This is a genomic window from Paludibaculum fermentans, from assembly GCF_015277775.1.
Classification (GTDB): Bacteria; Acidobacteriota; Terriglobia; order Bryobacterales; family Bryobacteraceae; genus Paludibaculum; species Paludibaculum fermentans.
On record NZ_CP063849.1, the window covers coordinates 2,674,046 to 2,691,930 of the forward strand.

General features: G+C 61.9%; 15 protein-coding genes. 5 read left to right on the plus strand and 10 right to left on the minus strand.

From position 1 onward, the window contains the following. Positions 1–20 precede the first annotated feature (20 nt). From IRI77_RS10410 to IRI77_RS37945, 4 genes are all read right to left on the minus strand, one after another. Positions 21–1,451 carry an MSCRAMM family protein gene (locus IRI77_RS10410; RefSeq protein WP_194452007.1) on the minus strand — a complete coding sequence of 477 codons (1,431 nt, stop codon included), beginning with the start codon at positions 1,449–1,451 and terminating at the stop codon, positions 21–23. Between the two features lie 216 nt (positions 1,452–1,667). Continuing rightward, entirely contained in the window at positions 1,668–2,078 is a 411-nt protein-coding gene (locus IRI77_RS10415; protein WP_194453618.1) for a cupin domain-containing protein, read from the minus strand. A 58-nt stretch (positions 2,079–2,136) separates the two neighbouring features. Then, positions 2,137–2,781, minus strand: a complete 645-nt coding sequence (locus tag IRI77_RS10420) for an HD domain-containing protein (protein WP_194452008.1) — start codon at positions 2,779–2,781, stop codon at positions 2,137–2,139. Between the two features lie 190 nt (positions 2,782–2,971). After that, positions 2,972–3,343: a helix-turn-helix domain-containing protein gene (locus IRI77_RS37945; RefSeq protein ID WP_228486675.1), complete on the minus strand. Its 372-nt coding sequence runs from the start codon at positions 3,341–3,343 to the stop codon at positions 2,972–2,974. A gap of 331 nt (positions 3,344–3,674) precedes the next feature. Here IRI77_RS37945 and IRI77_RS10430 point away from each other — a divergent pair, with 331 nt between their 5' ends. Continuing rightward, complete coding sequence (locus IRI77_RS10430; protein WP_194452009.1) at positions 3,675–4,565, plus strand: SDR family oxidoreductase; 891 nt, start codon at positions 3,675–3,677, stop codon at positions 4,563–4,565. Positions 4,566–4,575: 10 nt separating this feature from the next. After that, on the plus strand, positions 4,576–5,511 hold the full coding sequence (locus IRI77_RS10435; RefSeq protein WP_194452010.1) for an AraC family transcriptional regulator: 936 nt from the start codon (positions 4,576–4,578) through the stop codon (positions 5,509–5,511). Between the two features lie 193 nt (positions 5,512–5,704). On the opposite strand, the gene IRI77_RS10440 is transcribed toward IRI77_RS10435, so the two are convergent. Both IRI77_RS10440 and IRI77_RS10445 read right to left on the minus strand, forming a co-directional pair. Then, a complete protein-coding gene (locus IRI77_RS10440; RefSeq protein ID WP_194452011.1) occupies positions 5,705–7,642 on the minus strand; it encodes a DUF3857 domain-containing protein in 1,938 nt (645 codons plus the stop codon). Continuing rightward, positions 7,632–9,608, minus strand: coding sequence for a DUF3857 domain-containing protein (locus tag IRI77_RS10445; protein ID WP_194452012.1), 1,977 nt, complete (start codon positions 9,606–9,608; stop codon positions 7,632–7,634). Before IRI77_RS10445 ends, IRI77_RS10440 begins: the two co-directional genes overlap by 11 nt. Positions 9,609–9,727: 119 nt before the next feature. On the opposite strand from IRI77_RS10445, the gene IRI77_RS10450 reads away from it, so the two are divergent. Beyond that, a complete protein-coding gene (locus IRI77_RS10450; protein ID WP_194452013.1) occupies positions 9,728–10,183 on the plus strand; it encodes a helix-turn-helix domain-containing protein in 456 nt (151 codons plus the stop codon). A gap of 455 nt (positions 10,184–10,638) precedes the next feature. On the opposite strand, the gene IRI77_RS10455 is transcribed toward IRI77_RS10450, so the two are convergent. The 4 genes from IRI77_RS10455 to IRI77_RS10470 form a co-directional block, all read right to left on the minus strand. Then, a complete protein-coding gene (locus IRI77_RS10455) occupies positions 10,639–12,282 on the minus strand; it encodes a GMC family oxidoreductase (RefSeq protein ID WP_194452014.1) in 1,644 nt (547 codons plus the stop codon). After that, positions 12,279–12,824, minus strand: coding sequence for a gluconate 2-dehydrogenase subunit 3 family protein (locus tag IRI77_RS10460; protein WP_194452015.1), 546 nt, complete (start codon positions 12,822–12,824; stop codon positions 12,279–12,281). Before IRI77_RS10460 ends, IRI77_RS10455 begins: the two co-directional genes overlap by 4 nt. A 223-nt stretch (positions 12,825–13,047) precedes the next feature. Next, positions 13,048–13,767 (minus strand): hypothetical protein, encoded by a 720-nt coding sequence (locus IRI77_RS10465; protein ID WP_194452016.1) that lies wholly within the window; start codon positions 13,765–13,767, stop codon positions 13,048–13,050. A gap of 46 nt (positions 13,768–13,813) precedes the next feature. Further along, positions 13,814–14,707, minus strand: a complete 894-nt coding sequence (locus IRI77_RS10470) for a hypothetical protein (RefSeq protein ID WP_194452017.1) — start codon at positions 14,705–14,707, stop codon at positions 13,814–13,816. A 307-nt stretch (positions 14,708–15,014) separates the two neighbouring features. Here IRI77_RS10470 and IRI77_RS10475 point away from each other — a divergent pair, with 307 nt between their 5' ends. Further along, positions 15,015–16,640, plus strand: coding sequence for a toxin glutamine deamidase domain-containing protein (locus IRI77_RS10475; protein ID WP_194452018.1), 1,626 nt, complete (start codon positions 15,015–15,017; stop codon positions 16,638–16,640). 592 nt (positions 16,641–17,232) lie between these two features. After that, on the plus strand, positions 17,233–17,883 hold the full coding sequence (locus tag IRI77_RS10480) for a hypothetical protein (RefSeq protein ID WP_194452019.1): 651 nt from the start codon (positions 17,233–17,235) through the stop codon (positions 17,881–17,883). Positions 17,884–17,885 lie beyond the last annotated feature (2 nt).

The following is a 17,885-nucleotide window of genomic DNA, read 5'->3' on the forward strand; positions in this document are numbered from 1 at the left end:
CCCTCCGAAGGACACTTCGCCTAGATGACGCCGGGCTTGTCGAGAATGATGGTGAGTTGGGCGGGGTCGTCACCCGCCGGCAGCGAAACCTCACCATCCGCAATGCGCCGATTCCTCTGTTTCGGATCATCGTCGATGAAGGCGCGGGCACGAATCTGGTACTCAAGCCCCTTCAAGCAGGGCAAGCTGACCGTTGCATCGTACTTCAAATCCTCAACGCCCGCGGAGTGGCCTTCATTCCTGAGAAATACGGCTACGCGCACGTTCGAGGCAGGACTGCCACCCGGCCACCTGACTGTGACCTGCACAGTGCGTGGCTGCAGCCGTGCAGGCAACCGCAAGATGAGCCCCTCCCTCTGTTCGGACGGGTTCAGTCGAATGAGTTGGGCGGAATCGCGATTCGGCGTACCTGGGAAGTATGTCGTTGCAAATGGCAAAGCTGGCGTAGGCCGCTCGGTGAGGTTGACACCCAGCAGAAAGTCACCACTGGAAAGATCCTTAAACTCAAACTCCCCTTGCGCTCCAGTGACGATGGACTGGCTCAAGTCGTATCGCACCTTCCCATCAGCCAGTAGCCGGGCGACCTGTACTTCCAGGCCGGCTTCGGGCTTGCCATCCGAGCTGAGCGCTTTTCCCGCAATGCGGCCCGTTGTGAAGAGCCCGGCATCGAGATAAGCGCAGCCGCCAGGGGCGACCTGAATCGAGATTGTCCCCCAGGAGAAGCTATAGTTCTCGAGGCTAGCGGAAAACGCGTAGCGGCCTGCCGGGATACCGGTGATCTCGTATTCCCCATTCGCGTTGGATGTGGCGGTGTAGGCCCCGTTCTCACCCTGTGCCGTGACCGTTACCCCGGCCAGTGGAGGCTCATGAAATGGGCTGGAAAACCGGCTGTAGTGTTCCAGAATCCGTCCGTAGAGCCGGGTCGTAGTTCTGCCTGCGCGCCATTCCCGGAGCCACTGCAGATCGCTCAGCGCCCTGTCGGCAGAGCGGGAGCCGGAGCAACCCCCTGTGACATAGATCAAGGGTGGATGATCCGCATCAAAACCTGGCGGCATCGGCTTGGGACGTCCGAGTGAATCCCGCCATGCCGACTTAGTGGCAGCGGAAGGAGGGCGCTGCGTCAAGGGACCCGAAGCGAACATGAGGTAACGGCCGCCGACCGGAAAGTTGTGATAACAGCTTGTGTAGCTGCTGGGGTCGATCCACACCTCAGTTGTCCCTTCCGGCAGACCCTGGAAGGCTTCCTCGACGGTGAACCGGATTAACGTGCCCTGGTCAAAGCGGCCCGATCCGTCGTCATTGGAAAAGACGACTCGCCCGGCGAAGATGACCGATCGCGAACCGACGCGCGAACACGCCGGCGCCTCGGCGCCAGGGCCGCAGGAACAAGCCGCGAGGGACGGAGCGAAAGCGGAGGCTGTGAGAAGGAATACAACGAGAGATCTGACCATATTCTTCGAGATCCGTTGTAATTGTAGCGGTGTTTCGTTCAGGGCGGTGCGGTGAATGAGCCCGCGGCGATTCACTGTTCCGCCGGAGGGCTGCCGCCGGGGGAACCTGGCCTGAGCAAACGGCGCCGGACGGGCCGAGCCGTGCACTCCCTGAACGTCGGCGCCGGGTTCCCTCTCGTGCCCCTATCGCCCTGGTTTGGCTCCTGACCACGATCCTTACTTCGGGTCGGGTATGGTCAGCGGAGTGTCCTTGGAATCGACAACGAAGACAGCCAACAGGCTGGCGGGAGCCTTGTCGCTGGCATTCTCACTGATGCGGTGATGGGCGCCAGGTGGTTCGTAGAAGCCCTCGCCGGCACGAAAGACTTTCGCGGGCTGATCGTCCACCTGGCTGCGGATGGAGCCTGACAACACGTAGGCATAGATGAACGCGGACCCGGCATGGTGATGAGCCGGCGACTTGGCTCCGGGTGGGTAGGTGACGACGACGGCAACCATTGACTTCCCTTCGGCGTTGGGGAGGGCGTGTTGGAAGACAGATTTCACCTGCTCGGCCTTCTGCGCCAGTCCGGGGGGAACTGCTACCGAAAAGGCCGCTAGCGCGAGCCATAAGAAGTTTGAGCGCATTGTTCTCCGCATACTGCCTCCTTCCTCTGAGATGCCGGAACTGCCTGCATCGCACGCACTATTTCGAATCGGGAAAGGGAGACTCAAGAATCGACTCACACATGTTTGGGTTCTGAAAGCCGGGGATAAAGCGCTGACAGACAGCCGCGTTCACGGTGCCGTATGTGGGCTCCGGCTTGTGCGCAAAGCCCGCGAAATAGGTCTCGAGAAAGCCTTCCTTGAAGTGCTTGCGCGGGTATTTCGCTACGATATCGTGGCACAGGTCCGAAGGAAACTCTTCGAACCCTTTCCCGAGGACTTCGAGGCCGGCACCCGAATACAGCAGTGCGATTTCGGGGCGCATGTGGTGTGTGATCCCCGGGGTGGTGTGCAGGGCGATCGCCTGCCATGCGGTTTGAATCTGATCCTCGGGGACCTTGTGCGCGGAGAGGAACTGACGCGCGGCGTTTGCGCCGTCGACTTCAAAGCGTTCGTGGGGACTGGAGAATTTACCGGTAAGACCCAGATCGTGAAATGCGGCGGGGACATAGAGCAGTTCCGGGTCGAAGCAGCGCTTCTGCTGACGGCCCTGCTCGGCGGCGAAAAGGTAGACGCGCGTGGAGTGATTGAAGAGCAGGTCGATGGCATGCTCCCGCAGGGTCTGCGTGGCCTCCTTCGCGAGCAAGGAATCGGGAATGGCCAGGGCTGAATTGAAGACTGACATGGGATTGTTGCTGCATCCTTTCCAGGTAAATGCTGGACCGTGTGAGGGACCGTGGGCCGGGCCAGCTACCGCGCCTTCGTGATCCGGGCGAATTCCGTGATCCCTCCGGCTGCCGCGGGCCTGTTGGCGTCACTCACAACTCCACTGCAGGGTCAGGCGGGCCAACGGGCCACGACGCGGATCAGCCAATTTAGGACATGGCCCCGTCGGCGGGCAGCGGCCGCCGGAAGCGTTCCTTGTATTGTCCAGCGGTCACGTGGAGCACGCGCGAGAAGGTCCGGCGCATGGCATCGGCTGATCCGAAGCCGCAGCGGTCGGCGATCTCCTTGAGGCCGAGGTCCGAGTTGTCGATCATCTGTTGGGCGGCTTCCACGCGCATCCTGTCGACGAACTGACCCGGATTCATGTTGGTTTCGCGTAGGCAGACGCGCGTGAAGTGCCGGGGACTCATGCCGATGCGGCCAGTAAGCTTTTCCACCGTAAGATCTTCGCGCAGATTCCGCAGCATCCAGCCCTGCAGTTCGCGCAGTGGCTTGGAGGTCACTGCCTGGTGAGAGAGCATGTGGCTGAACTACGACTGGCCGCCCGGGCGGACGAGGAACATGACCAGGGTTCTTGCGATGCGCAGGGCCACTTCATGGCCATGGTCTTCTTCCACCAGCGCGAGGGACAGATCGATTCACGCGGAGATGCCCGCGGAGGTGTAGATGTTCCCGTCCTTGATGAAGATGAGGTCAGGGCGAACGCATTTTCGGGCGACCGGCCGCGGCACAGGACCGCAGCGCCCGCGCTCCGGCGCTCTGCCCGTGCCCAGTCTCTGCTTTGTAGGATTTTGCTAATTACCCGTAGCTTCTCTCTCACGGATTCCCGGTGGCCGCAGTTAGGATTGCTACATGAGTGAAACACAACTGAAGACAAACGAACGCACCGCCCTGCGGGGCTCCACCTGGTTCATCACGGGCATCGGCCGTGGTTTGGGCCGCCACATCGCCCTGGAGGTGCTGCGCGGTGGCGGCCGTGTAGCCGGCACGGTCCGCAGCCGGGCGCACGCCGAAGAGTTGCACCGGCAGTTCCCGGGCCAGCTTTGGACAGCGGAGCTCGACTTGTCGGATTTCGCCAAAATCCCAGCGACCTTCCAGGCGGCTGCCGCGCACTTCGGCCGCATCCATGCTGTTGTGAACAATGCCGCCTACAGCCTGCTGGGCGCAGCGGAGGAGCTCGAACTCGAAGCCATCAACCACATTATTGCCACCAACATGACAGGTTCGATCGAACTGGCGCGGGCCGCGGTGGCGCACATGCGGCCGCTGGGCGGGGGCCGTCTGCTCCAGGTTTCCAGCAGCGCCGGTCAGGCAGCCTTCGCCGGCCTGTCTTTGTACTGCGCCACCAAGTGGGGCATTGAAGGCTTCATCGAATCGCTTGCCCAGGAGGTTGCCGGATTCGGAATCCAGACGACCCTGGTGGAGCCCGGCACGATCCGGACGGACTTCGGCTCCTCGGGCGTGCTGAGTCCGGAGCTCGATGCCTATCGCGACGGCCCGGTGGGCATGATGCGGCAGATGGCAACCGGCGGCTACCTGGCTCCGGGCGATCCGGCGAAGATGGCCAAAGCGATTGTCGCCACATTCGAAGCCGAAGCCGCCCCGCCGCGCCTCGCGCTGGGCCAGGACGCCTATGGTTACATCAAGGCCGCGCTGTTGAGCCGCCTGGATCAACTGGAAAAGTACAAGGTTGTCGACACCGACTGCGACCCGGCGCCCGATGCAGCGGTCTCCGGCCAGTAACATGGAGGGGATGGGGCGCGACGCGAAATCACTGCTCAATGAGGCCAGGCGGATCCTGGCGCGCCATTGCCGCCAGGACGGCCTTGCCATGCAGGTTCTGCCCGGCCTGCACCTGATGCGCTTCGGCTGGAAGAGCCAACCGCTGGTCTCGACCCAGTTCCCCTGCATGGCGCTGGTGCTGCAAGGCGCCAAGAGCGTGGAATTCGGGACGGTCCATCTCGAATATGGGGAGGGACAGTACCTGCTGACCTCGATTGACGTACCCGCCACCTCGCGGATCGTCCATGCCAGCCGGACGCAACCGCTGCTGGCCATCGGCGTGGATCTCGACCTGCTGGAACTCGACCAATTGGTGCAGCGCTGCGGCGACCTCCCGCGCCTGCCTCCGCAGCCGGGGATCAGCATCTTCGAAGCCGATTGCGATCTACTGGAGGCCGTGGTGCGGCTGCTGCGCCTACTGGATACTCCGCAACATGCGGGGCCCCTGGCTCCGCTGGTGCGGCAGGAGATCCTCTACCGCCTGCTGACTGGCGCCGCGGGCGCACGCCTGCTGGAGATCTGCCGTGATGGCAGCCCTTCCAACCGGATTGCTTCGGCCACCCGGTGGATCCAGCAGCACTACGCAGAAGGGTTCCTGGTGGCCGATCTCGCTCATCATCTCGGCATGAGCCCGACCTCGCTCCACCAGCACTTCAAGGCGGTCACGGGCCTGACCCCGATTCAGTACCAGCGGCGCATCCGGCTGCAGGAGGCGCGCAAGAGCCTGTTGCTGGAGTCGCTCAACATCGGCGAAGCCAGCGTGCGGGCCGGGTATGAGAGCCACTCGCAGTTCAGCAAGGACTATCGCCGGTACTTTGGCCGCCTGCCCAAGGACGACCTGGCTGCGCACTCACGCGGAGCGGTGCCGCTGCAGGCATATTTACCGGAAACCGCAGCACAGGCTTAACCGGCCGCCGGTAGGGGGAAGCCGCATTCCCTGCCCTGGCAGCGGGCGCTCGCGAGCAAATCCGCAGCCTACCGGCCGGGGGCACACACGGCGTTACTTCGCCCAGGACAGCACGCGCCGATCCAGTGCTGGATTCGGCATCTGACAGTCCGCCGATATTGCGGACCCGCGGAGCGCGGCCTGCCCGGTCAGGCTATCGCACCAGCACCACGGGGGCGTTGGCGGAGCCACTGATGGTATCGAGGAACTTCTTCAGCTCAGTGTATTGGGCGGACGGCACGGTTTGGGCGGGCAGTTCCAGGGTCCGGCGGAACTGGATGGCCTGGCCTTCCTGGGTCCACGCGGCCTCGTACTTGCCATAGGGCGAGTCGATGTGGATGGGCGAAGGCAATTCATCGACCTTGAACTCGGCCGGAATCTGGACGCGGACCGTCTCGCTGAGCGCGTCGGTATCGACCACAATGGGGTATTTGCGGGTTTTCGAGACCAGGCGCCAGTCGTCGTACTCCAGGAGCCCGGCCTTGAAGATGAGCATGCGCGGCTGTGGCCGCTGGGCGAAGTGCGGGGAGGCAAAGCGGCCGCGGACCACGAACTGGCCGGCGGAATCTTCGACCTCGAGGCCCGAGGAGGTGGCGCCCTGAACGCTGCGTCCGACCCAGCGCTCCATGCGTTTCTCGTAATCGGTTTTGCCGAGTGAGCGGTATTCGCCGACGGCCCCAGCCAGGGCCTCGCCGGTCCGTTTGTCGGTGAACTTGCCTTCGATGGCGCCGTCGGCGGTGAGGACGGCTTCCACGAAACGATCGTGCGCGGCCGCGACAGGTGGGGCGGATGGCGCGCGAACGAGGCCGCCGTCAACGGGTGCGCCAACCAGGGCGAAGCTGTCCTGCTCGTGGTCGGGCAGGAAGCCGGGCTTCACGTACGGGTCGGTGGGATCGAAGAAGAGGAGCCGGCCGAGCTTGGGGTGTTCGAGCACGGCGGGCTCGCGGGTCTCGGGAGCGACGCGAATCGCGGAGATGGCGTGGTTGAAGGCGCCCAGGGACGGCCACTCCTGGGTGACATGGGTCCGGTCGCCGGAGTAGATGGCCACGGGGTATGAGGTGATACCGACGGCCCTGAGCATGGCGCGTGTGAGGTTCACTTTGTCCTTGCAGTCGCCGTAGAGTTTCTTGAAGACCTGCTCCGCCGCGTGGGGACGGTAGCCGCCGCCCTTGGCGAGGTTGGTCTGGACGGAAACATAGTTGACCTGCTGGGTGAAGCGGCCGATGGCGCGGATCTTGTCCATCTCGGTGGTGGCGCCCTCAACCAGGCTGCGGGCCTTGGCGGTGATGAGTTCGCCGGGGTCCGACTGGGCGTCGTTCAGCTCCGCCAGGAGGCCGGCTGCGTCGGTCCAGGAGAGTACCGGATGTTTGCCGCCGGGACCAACCAGGTTCACGCCAACCCACGGCGCCACGCTGAGAAAGCTGGGCGAGGCGGGTTCCGGTTCCATCGCCGGCAGGTTCTCCATGTGCCAGGTGTAGCTTCCGTCCGCAAGGGTCTCCTTGGGCGCGCCATTGAAAGCCTTGGACCGGACCTCCCAGCCGGCGGGCACGGTGACGCGGAAGCGCGCCAGGCGGACGGGGGTACCGTCCTGGAAGTGGAAGGAGATCTGGTTCGCGAAGGACTGATACTCGATAACGGACTCATAGGCGAAGATGGCGCCGGGCTCGGCGTCGCGTTTGCCGGAGACAAAACGGCGGCGGCACTCATTGTAAATGTCGTTGCCGGCACAGGCGACATCGACGATCTCATCCTTGCCGTACTTTTTGATCTTGCCGGAGGGAGGCAGCATCCAGGCCCGGAAGTCGCGCACTTTGCCGGAGACGGAATCATAGGAATCGAAGAACGCGACATCGCCGCCCTGCGGGTTGAGGATTTTGATGGCGGTGCGCGTGGTGGTGGTGAGGCGGCCTGTTTCGGCCATGGCCGTATGCTCCTCATTCAGCAGCACGACGTTGTTCACCTTGGCCGGGTAGTTTGGCAGCGTGACGGTGCTCAACTCCTTGAGCCAGGCAGGAGTCTCGTCCGCGGCCTGGAGCAATCCGGGTGCGAGGATCGCGAACGCGGCAACGGGAAGTAGCGTCCTACTTAGCATCGCCGGCCGCCTTCAGGGCAATCGTATAGCCGTCCTGCTCCTGCACGAAGTCGAAGATCTGCTTCATCTTGGGGTAGGCTTCGACCGGAAAGATGATGCGTTTGTTGGTGCCCCATACGAACTTGCGATGGTAGATCAACCGGCGGCCGTCGACGGTCTTGCGGACTTCGACGGAGTAGTTGCCGACGTCGGCGATATTGGTGCTGATGGGCTTCACCGGCTGATCGAGTTCCCAGCCCTCCGGCAGGTCGATATTGATCTCATCGTCTTCAATCCAGCCATAGTTGAAGTAGATGTCCCATTTGCGGGTTGTATCCGTGAAGATCGGATTGGCGTTGCGCTGGAAGTAGGCCGGCTGCAGCAGGATGCGCTTGCCGGTGCGGGTGGCGTAGGCGGGGACGGTGACCTTGTGTTCCACAACGAATGGTTTGTAGGGATCAGCCACGTCGCGCATTTGAAAGTCCGCCAATTCCGCGGTGTTGAGCCGGCCCTGGATATCCTTCTTCCAGTCCTCCTCCTGCTGCGCGGGAGTCATGTCCTCGTAGTAGCTCTTCTGGCCTCGGGCGGCATGGCCCGTGTAACTGTAGCGGACGGTGCCTTCCAGTGAACCATCGGGGAGCAGTTTGAAGTCCCCATGGCGGCTGCGCAGCGAGCGGGCTGGCTCAGAGTAAGGGGTGTCGACGAAGAATCCGCCCTTGGGGTCGGAGATGAGCGCGTGCCCCAGTTCCTCCTGCCAGCGGAGCATGCCGTGGTCCAGGTAGGGGGTGGAAGGGTCGAAGAAGGCCCATTGCTCGTTTACCTTGACGGCGACGCTGAAGTTGTTCAGGAAGTAGGTGAGCGGCAGGCTCATATTAAAGAACGTGTCACCGCGGTCACTCAGCCTGGTGATGCGCGCGTCGAAGCCGGCGGCATTGGCCAGGGCGGCGAAGAGCAGGTTGATGTCCATGCCGCTGCCAGCCTTCTGCTCCAGCGTGTCTCCGGGCGATTCGTTCACCTTGATCGCCTTGCGCTCAGCGGCCGTGAGATGAACGGTTCGGCTGTCCAGATTGCGGACCTTGGTGCGGCAGAACTTCTCGATGACGGCGATTTTCTCTTCCGGTTTCTCGACGCCGGTGACCAGTTCCGCGGCTGTGCGTTTGACCAGGCCATCGGCCTTCATGCGCTGTTTGAAACGGGTATGGTCCTCGCGTCCGACGGTTTTCCAGTACTTTTCCGCATCGATCTTCTTGTCTTCCTCGTAATAGATGAGCATCCAGGCCCGCAGTTGGTCTTCTGGCGGGGCATAGCGTTCATCGCGGAAGGCGGGCATATTGCTGAGAGTGACGGCGTAGAATCCGTTCGGTTCCTGCTTGAAGGGCGGCACCTGGCAGTTCATCGGCAGGGTCCGCATCCCGTAAGGGAGCCAGGGAATGCTCAGCGGCTTCAGGTGATAAGTGACGCTCCACAGCGGCAACTCGCGCTGGAGGTAGAGGCGCATGTGGGAGGCGATTTCGTTATCCCGGATCTCGCGGTACCGGTATTCGATGATATCGCCGACCTCCACGTTCGGCATGGTGAAGGCCTTGCCGCGCACTTTGAAACCCTTGGTTTTGGCGAGGTCGCGATCGAAGATGGAGTCCTTTTTCAGCTCGATGATGTTGCCATTAGCCTTGATGGTGCGGCCCGCCACGTCGATGATGCGGCGCTTGCCGGACTGTTCGATCTCAACGGTGGCGTACTTCTCCTTGCCGCGATCCGTGAAAATCTTGATCCGGATGTAGTGGTTCATCGTGAGCTGGAGGTCGCCGCCTTGGAGGCTATCCTCGATCTTGATGTCCCAGAAAATGGCTTCCGCGTCGGCTCCGCTCTCCACTTTGGGTGTTTTTTGCGCGAGCTCATTGGAATCAATGGGGCGCCAGTCGGCTGCCGGGAGCAGGGAGGAAAAGAAGAAAACAAAGAGGGACGTTACTGATGCGCGACCGTTCATAAGACCTCAGCGAGACAAGCTGTGTTTACTGTAACTGATCCGAACACTTCCTCGTTACTGCCTAAACGCCTACGACATAATAAATTGCACTCGGAAAAGAAATGTGATTTTATGTCTAGATGAAGACGCGGCCAGCCGGCGGAGTCCGGACGCAGATGGAGATTCTGGAGCAGGAGATCCACGGCTCGGACGAAGCCCGGTACGGCCACCGGCTGCATGGGGTGCTGCTGGTGGCGCGCGGCATGAGTTGCCGGCAGGCGGCCGCGCTACTGGGCGATTCCACGCGCGCGGTGCGCTATTGGGTAAGCAACTTTGAGCGGCACGGCCTGGAAGGACTGCGGGAAGGCGAACGCGCAGGCTGCCCGCCGCGTCTGAGCGACAGCCAGCGGAAGATGGCCGGGCAGGCGCTACGCGCGGCTCCGGCGACCGCCGGTGTGGCGGCCACTCGCTGGAACGGGCAGGCATTGTCGGATTACCTGCGAAACAAGTTCGGGGTAAATCTGGGTGTGCGGCAGTGCCAGCGGCTGCTGCCGGCGCTGGCAGGGCGATCCAAAGCCGCGAGCACAGACACATGAAGTTATATTCAGAAATGGTGACGCAGGCCGGACAGGCTTGTTGTTTTCATCGGCATTTATTTTTGACGTCTAGGAGAGCATTCAAGCGTGCTCCAACGCGGATCCGGTAGTCTTTGGCCCAATCCTGATTCCGACCTCTCCGCGTTCGGGCTTCAGTTGGCCATATTCAGGGGAAAATGCGGGCTCGCCGTCCAGGAACACCCAAGCTGGATTCATTCGTTCCTGGACGGTAACATCCAGTTCGCAGACGGAGATTCCTTGCGCGGACGCCGTGCCGGGAAAGTCCGGAGCTTCACTGGCGGATCCGGGCGCGAATGCCGAGGGCTCCGGAGCAAGATTCCGTTGAATGGGCAAGCAATTGCCGCTTCCGGGAAAGCGGATCGTCACCCGTTCGACACATAAGAACGACTAGCCCGCCGTTTATCCGGTGAACTTTCGCTGGCGGCATCAGCCCGTCAAATCTCGCCTTGCTTCGCTGCGAGGGCGGCGGCTTCGGCGGCGCGATACGCCAGGGCCTGGATCGTGGCGGTGGGCTGCTGGCGGCCGCTGGTGACCAGGCTGCTGCCGTCCACGATAAACAGATTGGGCACATCGTGCGCACGGTTGAAGCGGTTGACCACGGAGCGCGCCGGATCGTTGCCCATGCGCATGGTCCCCATGAGATGCGCACTGACCCCGATGTCGTCCACGGGATAACTCCAAACTTGAGTCGCGCCCGCCGCCTCCAGGATTTCTACCTGGCGCTGGCGAGCCCACTCCAGGTTCTTTCTGTCGTCGGGATGGAGCTGGTAGGTGAGCCGCGGCACCGGCAGGCCCCAGGCATCTTTCACTGTGGGGTCAAGATCCACCCGGTTTGCCTCCACCGGTAACGAAGTGGTGTGCGACAGCGTGGAGAAGGTGTGGTTGAAGTAGTGGCCGAGCATCTTCTTGTACTCGGAGCCCCATTGGGGGCCGGAAGGCGGGAGGCCGTCCAGGCCGAAACTGATCGGGAACCAGTTGAACCGGGCATCGATGCCGGCGCCGCCATAGAAGCCGCGCTTGGGGTCGGCCGCGTAGTAATCATGTATCACGCGGGACACCTGCACGCTCTTGTACTCGTTCAAAGGATGTTCAAACAGGCCGCTCACGAAGGCGCCCAGGTCCCACATAAAGTTCTTCCCGACCATGCCGCTGGAATTCGCGAGGCCGTGGGGAAATCGTTTCGACGGCGACATCAACAGCAGCTTGGCCGACTCGACACCATTGGCGGAAAGGACAACGGCCCGGGCCCGCTGGAAGACTTCGCGGCGCTGGGCATCGTAATAGATCGCGCCGGTGACCCGGCCCGCGTCATTGCTTTGGATCCGGCGCACGTAGCAGCCGGAGCGGATTTCGCAGCGGCCTGTCTTTTCGGCGAGGGGGATGACCGAGGCCAGGGTGCTGGATTTGGCCCGCATCTCACAGCCGAAGGTTTCGCACCATCCGCAATGGCTGCAAGCCCCGCGGCCGCGATAGGGTTGCGAGAGGACGGCCATGGGCGCCGGGAAGGGGTGCAGGCCGAGCTTTTTGGCCGCCCGTTCAAACAGCACGCCGGAGGACTTGACCGGCAGCGGCGGCAAAGGATACGGCTTCGACCTCGGCCCCTCAAAGGGGTTCGCCCCAGCGAGTCCGGAGATGCCGATCTCCCATTCTGCCTTGGTGTAGTAGGGCTCGAGCTCGTCGTAGCTCACCGGCCAGTCGGCGAAACTGCTGCCGGGCACATCGCCAAAGACGCTGCGCTCGCGGAAATCGTCGGGATGGAAGCGCCAGTAGTTCGCGGTGAAATGAACACTGCCTCCGCCTACCAGTCGTCCGTAGGTGTAGCGCTGCTCGACCTTGGCCGTTTCGGAGTCGCTGGAACGGAAGGTATTGGGCTGCAGCTTTGAATTGTTGGCGATAGTGTGCTGGTAGTTGACGGCCAGCTCGTCGTGGGTGAAGTCCTTCTCCTTCACATACGCGCCCTGTTCCAGCACGACCACCGAAAACCCGGCGGTCGAGAGTTCCTTGGCAACCACTCCGCCGGCGGCTCCGGAGCCGATGACCACGAAGTCGACGAGTTCCGCGGGCTGGTAGGTGATCATTTGGCTTCTCCGTCATAGAAGCCGAAGGGCGGCTGGAACGTCATCTTGTGCTCTAGGCCGATGTGGGTCCAGCCCACCATCCCTTGGTTGCCGCCCCAGGCCGGCGCAGCCAGGAAACCCATGATGGTGTGGGTGCGGAGGAGCTTAAAGAACTCTGTCTGTTCGATGGCTTTGACCAAGGCGATGGCTGGTGCGTTTTCGAGACCGGCAATTGTACGGGACTGCGGAAAGAGCTCGGCTCGTTTCCTCTGCGTCGCCGCGAGTCCGTTGCGGTAGAGATCCCGCTGGTCGCGGTCGAAGGTCTCTAATGCGCGATCGATGAAATGGATGCAGCCGGCCTCGCGGGCTCCGGGCGATTCGCCGGAGGGAATGATCTGCGCCGCAAGGGCCTCCAGTTCGAGTGCGTCAGCCGCAGTCAGATAGCGGAAGGGCGCGTTCGAAGCCAGGGCGGAGTGGGCGTGCTGCTGCGCCTGCGCAATGTCTGAGAGCGTGGCCGCACTGAGGGCGCTGAGCAGCAGAGAGCGGCGAGTGACCAGATCCATCCTTAGGAGCTTACTATGGTTTCGGCTGGAAGCCGGAAATTGCGCCTGGTGCGTTGGGGCGGGCAGGGGCGCCGCTGGCGGCCGAGGTGCCAGTCCTCGCCCGGCGACCCGACTGGCTGCCTACAGAGATTGGAGGCGAGAGGATCCAGCGTGGGCCGGAAGCCGCCGGCTCGCAATACGGAGGCCTGGCGTGTGTTCGCCTGGCGATATTCTTCCAACTTAGTCATCCGGCACGACCTTGTCGAGACAGGAGGTGTGAGGACACTCCAGGGATAATCAACAGGAGCTGATGGGGATTTAGCAGAAGTAGGAGGGAGTCGGGCGCCGCTGCTTTGCGAACCACAAACAGAGGGTACTCGCGGTCGCTGAGACCATTTCGGAGCTGGTTGAGCCCACAGCGGGCGAGTTCATATTCCATTCTCGATCTCGGTTCGAGCGAGAAGGTCTCCAGGGCACCAGCCCCCAATTCGGTGGTGACGCCTGCTTCCTCAAACCGGGCTCGATTGTCCGAGACGAGGAGCCTGGCCCCTTTCGGATTGGTCCACGTTCCAGTGAAAAGCTCCTGCAAGTGGCGCTCCCTGTCGCGGAGCGCGCGCTCCCGTTGCTTTGCGGCGAGGAAGACTTTCCAGCCCAACGCTCCGCGCGGCCATTCGAACCGGTTCTCCAGTAGAGGCATCGAAAACACAATGAAGTGTAGACAAAGGCCGACGCCAATGACGGGAGCCGCCAGCCTCCAGGACTGTCCTTTCCAGCGGCAGAAGGCAAACGTGACCAGGGCAGCCAGGGTGAGCCAGAAGGCAGCCCACTGCCCCCAGTAGAACAATTCGTCAAAGCTGATTGGATAGCTGCCGTGGCCGGTACCATCGCCCAGCCACGCACGGCTGAAGACCGCAAAGAGCAGGCCGCCGGCCACCAGCAGGAAGACGCCGAATGGATAGAGCATGGGAAATCCCTTCACAACATCAGGCGTAGGCGAAGCGGGATTTCGATCACGCAGTTGGAGGGACCGGCCAACCGACGAGAAAAGGCAGCCCGACAGGGAATTCCTTCAAGGCGATTTCACCTGTGCGCCATTGGTAGCCAGGCTGAGGTATTGCCTGTGCCATCGCCAGCATCTCGGCTGCCGAGTAGGTGCGAAGGTGCGACACCAGGCCATCCCAGGAGATGAGGACGGGGAGTACCGGAATGAGATAGGTGAAGAGGAGCTGTTGCCAGGAAAGGCTCTTCACTCTCGGCGTCAGAACCAGGACCAGGAGTGGAATCACGAGCGAAGATAGGATTGCGGGAATTGTGCGCGACGTACCTTCGAAGATACAAATCGGCATGCGCCGGGCGGCAGCGTCCGCCAGGATTCGGGCAGCGCCGGCCTCGTCGAAGTGGTGGAACGCCGCAAACATAGTTCGCAGCCCGCCCAATTCCTCCGGAACGTCCCGCGCATCCACCGGTCGAGGCCAATACCGAATCGCGGCGGAGCCTTCAAAGGGCCTGGGGTAGAAGTCAGTCAGGGTCATGGTGACCGGGTGACCCAAACGTGCCAGCTCGGCGACGACCAAGGGCGTTGGCCCGGACGACCCGGAGCCAAGGTCTACCAATTGCTGGTGACCGGTCACCTGGATGACCCTGGAAATCTCTTTCGCCCACAGTTGGGGAATCGGCGCAATCGTATAGGCGCTTGCCAGGTAGGCCGTCATCGCGTCGCGAAGGAAACCGGGCAGCCAGGGCTGATCTTCAAATTCGAACAAATGGAGTCGTTTCATGTTCGCAAGGTGTAATTTACAACCCTTTCCAGGTTTCGACCAAACCCGCGGCGGGTTTCCGTGGCGGCGGAGATCGGACCGCCACCGATGATGGGATGCAGTCGCCACGCCGGCTTTGCAGGTCATCCAAAGAGATCCGCTGCTGTGCGGAACCTGGGCTCGCAAGCCCTTCCCGCGCGGCAGCGGCGCTATCGACCGATCTAGCAAATGATTCCGAAGCCGCGCCAATCGCAAAGATGCCGCAGGCAAACGGAAGGACCGCCAGAGCACCGGAACAAACAGATTACACAGCCATCGCGTTTGGTTGGAGATGATCTCCGGAAGGCGACGGGCCGCCCGCCGGGCCAGTTGTGGTGTGGAATCCGATCCGGAAATTATCTATGCACTGTCCTGGATCACATTTCCGCGACAGAACCGGCGCTATCTTAAATGGATGAGAATTCCGCAACGCGCGCCATTCTTCGCGATCGTCCTGTTGCTGCTGCTCAGTCCTCTGCACGCCCAGAACCCACGGCCTCCGCTGCAGGGCGGCGTGTCAGAGGAAGTCATCAACCCTGACTACCGCACCCGGCTGGACAATCAACTGCGGATTGGTCAACTTGCCGGCGACATTGTCGGCCGGGTATCGCTGATTGGCGCCGAGCTCCACAACAACGGAACTTCCACAGCCGTACACCAGATCATTGATCAAGAGATGACGGAACTGGAGAAATACAAACGGTCAGGACAATACGGGCGCATTGCGGAACAGTACAACCCCTGCATACAAACGGCCTTTTCCGCGGAACCGCATCTCATCAAGGCCTGGGAGGCGGAGAAGGAGATCGACCGCCTTCGCGTCACCCATACCGGGACGAATGGCCGGGTTCAGGCGCTTGTGGATCTCTATAACCGCGAAAGCCGCGCCGCGGGGGATTTGCTGCAGTCCGCGGCGGAGTGCGTGCGGAGCGTAGAGTCGAAACAGCCTTGGAACAACCCTCCGGCCGGCCAGCCTCCGGGCGGCAACAATAGTCCCGACTCGCCATCCAGGCCTCCGCTGCGTGGCGGTGCCGCCGACAATGGCGGCTCCGGAAACGGCACCAGCTACTATCCGCGAGTCCCCGACCCGCCGTTCCAAAGTCCCTGCCAGCCCGATGGCCCGGGCGGTTACAATTTCTGCGACAACCCCAATCCTCCGCCCGCCGGGTGCATCTGCAGCGATCGCCCCAACCGGTCCCGGCCCGCGCCACCGCGCCCAGCGCCCAACCAACAGCAGGTTTGCGGCCCGGAACCGGACTGGGTGCGGCAATACAGAGCCGAAGGAGCAACGCCTTCGCTGCGCTACCAGGTGGGTTTCAATCAAGGCGTGGCCCGGTGCCTGCAAGACCAGTGCACGATACAGAATCTCGCGATGGCCGTGTCGGCCGCGGCTTTTCCGCAAGTTCGAGCACTGCTCGCCCTGGGCAGCGCAGCTAACGTCCTAAGCGCCATCGTCAATCCGCCCGGTTTTGATCCAAGCCCTGACCCCTATGTCCGGGGCAACGAAGAGGGCGCCAGGCTCTGCAATTGGATGCTGAAATTGGCCGTTCCCGTCAATTCCAGGCGCCTTCCGCTGGTGGGACCCGGTGGTAAGGTCGCCATCCCGAAGGGATTTAAGTTCTATCAGGCGGTCAAGACCGTTCGAGACTGGCTCCCGAACATCAATCCAAGCCGCTGTGTGAGGAACTGCGCCATTTCCACCGTCAATACGGTGCGCGTCTTCTTTGGGCAACCTCTGGAGCCCGCCCCGCCCAATCCTGGGAGGGGGTGGACGGACCAGCAGATGGAAAGCGCCATGGGTGCCAGATTCACAAACATCCCCGGCACCGACGTCGAGATGTACCAGGCGATTGAGCGCATGCCCGAGGGAACCGTTGGCGTCATCAGCGCGGAGTCCCTCGGGTCGGAGCCGGGTCACTTCTTTTGCTTTGTCAAAGCGGGGAAGCAGGTTCAGTTCTGGGATGGCCAAACCGGAATGGAGGCCATGCCTGGAAATTGGACGTTCCGCTGGATGGTGGTAGGCAACCCGCTCAGCCGGTAGGCTATTTCCTGAGCACCTCGCTGTAACCTCGCGTTGCCGTGCGGATACCTGCTGTAGCATGCCTTGGGCAGCATAGGTCCTGACGGCAGGACAGATTATTCTGAGCCTGGTGATCAACCGCTGCCTCAATGCGAAGCAAGTAACGGCGGCGAAGTTGATCAATCTTTCTTCGCCCTATCTTCCGCTTGATCAGGACCCGTTGATTCGCAACGCCGAGGGCGGAATCATCCCAACCTGAACGACAAGAAAGAGGGATTGTGATGAAGATGAGCGGGGGCATGAACCGGCGGCAAATGCTGCGGTCTCTGGTTGGAATTGGATTGGGAGTCGCTACGGGAGGGAGTCTCCTTGCCCAGCGCCGGCCAGATCCGTCGAAAAGGACACCGGGTTCGACTTTAAAACGATCCGTGTCGCGGCTCGATGGCGCGGACGCAGATCTTCTTTGGGATGACAAGGTTAACAATTTTTCGGGCAGGCTGTTCGGGTCGGAGGCTTGTATTGGCAACAAGAATCTCGGCGGCGCGGCGCTGATCAATAGTGTCTCGGCGGGCGGTTTACAGTGGAGGGCTGCGCTGCGGTTACGAACGAAGACGTGGCCGCAAAGATCGAAGCCACGCTGACCTCCTGTGCGTCAAAGCTCGAAGGACAAGCCGGCAAGATCGCAACCGACTTAAAGAACTTTCTGGGTTCGTTTCTTTTGCTCGCTACTGATCCGGTAGCTTTCCGCCAGCAGGCTCTGTCCTCCCTCCTCAATCTGCTTGGCGACGTGACCAACACGCTGCTGATCGCGCTCGACACGATCATCGAGACTGTACTGGAGGCGTTCCCGCTGATTCTCAGCGGAATCCAATCGCTTCTGTGGCAGCCCATCCACATTCCGGTTATTTCGGATCTTTGGCAGGCGATCTCCGGGGATCCTCTATCGGCGCTGGATCTGCTTTGCCTCATGGTTGCCATCCCCACCACCATCATCCAGAAAGCGGTGTCGGCATCGAACAATCAGGTTGGATCCATCAACGGCCAACAGACAGCGTGGGCCTTCAGCACAACAGCCGGCTGCATCACAGATTCGTTCTGCGATGTGGATGCGAATAACACGCCCAGCACCTTCAAAAGCCTGTTGGATGTCGGCTTTGTGATTTTGACGTTCGGACTGAGCTTCCCGGCGACAAGCCTGTCGGCCGCAACGGGGATCCTCTGGGCGGAACAAGCCGCACCGATTCTGTGGAACGGGTCAGCTTAAAT

Excerpts from the sequence above, each read along its gene's own strand:
- IRI77_RS10465 (WP_194452016.1), bottom strand. The coding sequence starts at position 13,767 with ATGCTCTATCCATTCGGCGTCTTCCTGCTGGTGGCCGGCGGCCTGCTC.
- IRI77_RS10415 (WP_194453618.1), bottom strand. The coding sequence starts at position 2,078 with ATGCGCTCAAACTTCTTATGGCTCGCGCTAGCGGCCTTTTCGGTAGCA.
- IRI77_RS10445 (WP_194452012.1), bottom strand. The coding sequence starts at position 9,608 with ATGAACGGTCGCGCATCAGTAACGTCCCTCTTTGTTTTCTTCTTTTCC.
- IRI77_RS10410 (WP_194452007.1), bottom strand. The coding sequence starts at position 1,451 with ATGGTCAGATCTCTCGTTGTATTCCTTCTCACAGCCTCCGCTTTCGCT.
- IRI77_RS10440 (WP_194452011.1), bottom strand. The coding sequence starts at position 7,642 with ATGCTAAGTAGGACGCTACTTCCCGTTGCCGCGTTCGCGATCCTCGCA.
- IRI77_RS10470 (WP_194452017.1), bottom strand. The coding sequence starts at position 14,707 with ATGACCTGCAAAGCCGGCGTGGCGACTGCATCCCATCATCGGTGGCGG.
- IRI77_RS37945 (WP_228486675.1), bottom strand. The coding sequence starts at position 3,343 with ATGCTCTCTCACCAGGCAGTGACCTCCAAGCCACTGCGCGAACTGCAG.
- IRI77_RS10455 (WP_194452014.1), bottom strand. The coding sequence starts at position 12,282 with ATGATCACCTACCAGCCCGCGGAACTCGTCGACTTCGTGGTCATCGGC.
- IRI77_RS10460 (WP_194452015.1), bottom strand. The coding sequence starts at position 12,824 with ATGGATCTGGTCACTCGCCGCTCTCTGCTGCTCAGCGCCCTCAGTGCG.
- IRI77_RS10450 (WP_194452013.1), top strand. The coding sequence starts at position 9,728 with ATGAAGACGCGGCCAGCCGGCGGAGTCCGGACGCAGATGGAGATTCTG.
- IRI77_RS10420 (WP_194452008.1), bottom strand. The coding sequence starts at position 2,781 with ATGTCAGTCTTCAATTCAGCCCTGGCCATTCCCGATTCCTTGCTCGCG.
- IRI77_RS10435 (WP_194452010.1), top strand. The coding sequence starts at position 4,576 with ATGGGGCGCGACGCGAAATCACTGCTCAATGAGGCCAGGCGGATCCTG.
- IRI77_RS10475 (WP_194452018.1), top strand. The coding sequence starts at position 15,015 with ATGAGAATTCCGCAACGCGCGCCATTCTTCGCGATCGTCCTGTTGCTG.
- IRI77_RS10430 (WP_194452009.1), top strand. The coding sequence starts at position 3,675 with ATGAGTGAAACACAACTGAAGACAAACGAACGCACCGCCCTGCGGGGC.